Source organism: Rhodococcus sp. CX (genome assembly GCF_015865005.1).
Classification (GTDB): domain Bacteria; phylum Actinomycetota; class Actinomycetes; order Mycobacteriales; family Mycobacteriaceae; genus Rhodococcus.
Map to the genome: position 1 here is coordinate 1 of NZ_JADZGH010000004.1, position 2,315 is coordinate 2,315.

The following is a 2,315-nucleotide window of genomic DNA, read 5'->3' on the forward strand; positions in this document are numbered from 1 at the left end:
GTATCTGGGTGGGATGAAACAGCTCGACGCGGTCCTCGAGGCGCCGTTCGCGGCGGCCTCGGCGGTGCGGCACGCGCGCATCTTCCATCCGCACGGCGTTCTCGCTCGGGGGCACGCCGAGCTGGTGTCGAGCTGGTGGCCGACGCAGGGGCAGGTGCCGGTCACTGTCCGGTTGTCCCGCGGAATCGGGCTTCCCGCAATGCTTCCCGACTTCCTCGGCGTGGCGGTGCGGCTGCACCTGAGCGTCGGGCCGTGGGACATCCTGCTGGTCACCGCACACGGGCGTGTGCCCGTGCTGTTGTCGCCGGCGCGGAGCTGGTCGGGCGCCCACTACAGCAGCGTCACCGCGTTCCGCACGCGCGAGCACCCGGATCTGCGATGGGTGGTGGCGGAACCGGAAGCCGGGCTCCCGGAGTCGGCGGATGCGGACGCGCTGGCCGACAGCGGCACGTTGCGCTTCGGGTTGTCGCTGAAATCTGCGGGAGGCGAGGTGGCACCCGCCGGGCAGCTCGTCGTGGAGACACTGCCGGGTGACGGTGAGCGACCCGCGTTCGATCCGGTGCTCAACTGCCCGGCCGAGGTGGACATGTGGCCGGGGTGGATCGCTGCGGCGCGCCGGGCCGCGTACCGGGGCAGCCGGGCGGGCCGGCACGCACAGTCCGAGTAGAACGACGCGTAGTCCGAGAAGAACGCCCACGTCTCCGGCCGGAGACGTGGGCGCGTGCCGTCAGAGGATCTCGCGGACCTTGTCGACCGGGCGCGCGAGCACGGTGCCCTTGTCGGTGACGACGATCGGCCGCTCGATGAGGATCGGGTTGTCGACCATCGCATCGATCAGTTCGTCCTCGGACGCGTCGGCGAGGTTCAGTTCGGTGAACAGCGCTTCCTTCCGGCGGATCGCCTCGCTGGGCTTCAGGCCCGCATCGTCGAGCAGCTTGCGCAGGCCGTCGCGGGACGGCGGGGTCTCGAGGTACTTGACGACGGTCGGTTCGAGGCCGGCCTCCTGGAGGACCTTCAAGGTGTTGCGGGACGTGCTGCAGCGCGGGTTGTGGTAGATCGTCGCGGTCTTGGCCATGGCCGTTATTGTGCCGCGTGCCGCATCGGGCGTCCCTGCAATGCTTGCCGTGTTCGCCGTCACCCGTGGCATGTCCCGTTTGAAGGTTGCCCGCCCGCCCCCTACGATTTTCCGCCGTCAATACATGCGTAATGCCGATTGGGAGGAGCCGGGTACATGCTCAAGGGGTTCAGGGATTTCCTGCTGCGTGGGAACGTGGTGGAACTGGCGGTCGCCGTCGTCGTCGGTGCCGCGTTCACCGCGATCGTCACCGCGTTCACCAACAACATCGTCAACCCGCTCGTCGCGGCGGTCGGTGGTGCCAACGAGTACGGCTGGGGATTCCAGATCACTTCCAGCCCTGAGACTTTCATCAACATCGGTGCGGTCGTCACCGCGGTGATCAACTTCGTGATCATCGCCGCGGTCGTGTACTTCGTGCTCATCGTCCCGGTCAACGCCGCGAAGAACCGTTTCGCTCCGCCGAAGGAGTCCGAGGACAAGCCGCTGAGCGAGACGGACCTGCTCATCCAGATCCGCGACCTGCTCGAGAAGGGCACGTACGCGAAGGGTTCGGACGACGACGATCACGACAAGGCGCGTGTCTGATCGGTCACACTCCATACGCACTTCCCACCGGCCCCGGGCAGCATGCCCGGGGCCGGTGCGTTGTGCGCTGGTACATTGCTCGCGTGCTCGACATCGCCATCGACCAGAGCTCTCAGACCCCACCGTTCGAACAGTTGCGCCGTCGCATCGTCGAGCTGGTCCGCCGCGACGAACTGATCGCCGGCACCAAACTCCCGACCGTGCGCGCTCTCGCCGAGCATCTCGGGATCGCGCCGAACACCGTCGCGAAGACCTATCGGGAACTCGAACAGGCCGGGGTCCTCGAGACGCGCGGGCGCGCGGGCACGTTCGTCGCGACGGCCGCGTCGGGTGATCCGACGCTCACCCTCGCCCAGCGCGCGACCACCGCCTACGTCGCGGAGTTGCGGGCCCTCGGCATGTCGGACGACGAGATCCTCGAGTTCGTGGTCGCCGCGGTCCGCGGAGCCTGACACCTCCCGAGTGTCCGATTCGTTCCCCGAGTCGGAAACGACCGGTTCGGGAGGACCTTTCCCGGTCGCAGGTGCTTGCGCCGCACCCGTTCGAGGGCGAGCGTTGATCCATGGCCGTGCCTGCGGATCGAACCGGTTCGACTGCTGCGCCCGGGACGCCCCGGCCGCAGACACCACCCGGCGTCGGCCCACCCGGTCCG

Annotated in this window: 4 protein-coding genes; 3 read left to right on the forward strand and 1 reads right to left on the reverse strand. The window is 68.3% G+C overall.

The window, feature by feature from the left end; translation table 11 throughout:
* Positions 1-667, forward strand: a 667-nt coding sequence (locus tag I0Q12_RS00035) for a phosphodiesterase (RefSeq protein WP_307845959.1), incomplete at its 5' end; no start/stop codon positions are given.
* A 60-nt stretch (positions 668-727) separates the two neighbouring features.
* Here the strand turns inward: I0Q12_RS00035 and arsC are convergent.
* Positions 728-1,075, reverse strand: a complete 348-nt coding sequence (arsC, locus tag I0Q12_RS00040) for an arsenate reductase (glutaredoxin) (RefSeq protein ID WP_197250007.1) — start codon at positions 1,073-1,075, stop codon at positions 728-730.
* Between the two features lie 156 nt (positions 1,076-1,231).
* On the opposite strand from arsC, the gene mscL reads away from it, so the two are divergent.
* Both mscL and I0Q12_RS00050 read left to right on the forward strand, forming a co-directional pair.
* Positions 1,232-1,663, forward strand: a complete 432-nt coding sequence (gene mscL / locus I0Q12_RS00045; protein WP_197250008.1) for a large conductance mechanosensitive channel protein MscL — start codon at positions 1,232-1,234, stop codon at positions 1,661-1,663.
* A gap of 83 nt (positions 1,664-1,746) precedes the next feature.
* Positions 1,747-2,115, forward strand: coding sequence for a GntR family transcriptional regulator (locus I0Q12_RS00050; protein WP_197250009.1), 369 nt, complete (start codon positions 1,747-1,749; stop codon positions 2,113-2,115).
* Positions 2,116-2,315: the final 200 nt, after the last annotated feature.

Bases quoted from the DNA above. Each gene is read 5' to 3' on its own strand.
- arsC (WP_197250007.1), bottom strand. From the start codon at position 1,075: ATGGCCAAGACCGCGACGATCTACCACAACCCGCGCTGCAGCACGTCC.
- mscL (WP_197250008.1), top strand. From the start codon at position 1,232: ATGCTCAAGGGGTTCAGGGATTTCCTGCTGCGTGGGAACGTGGTGGAA.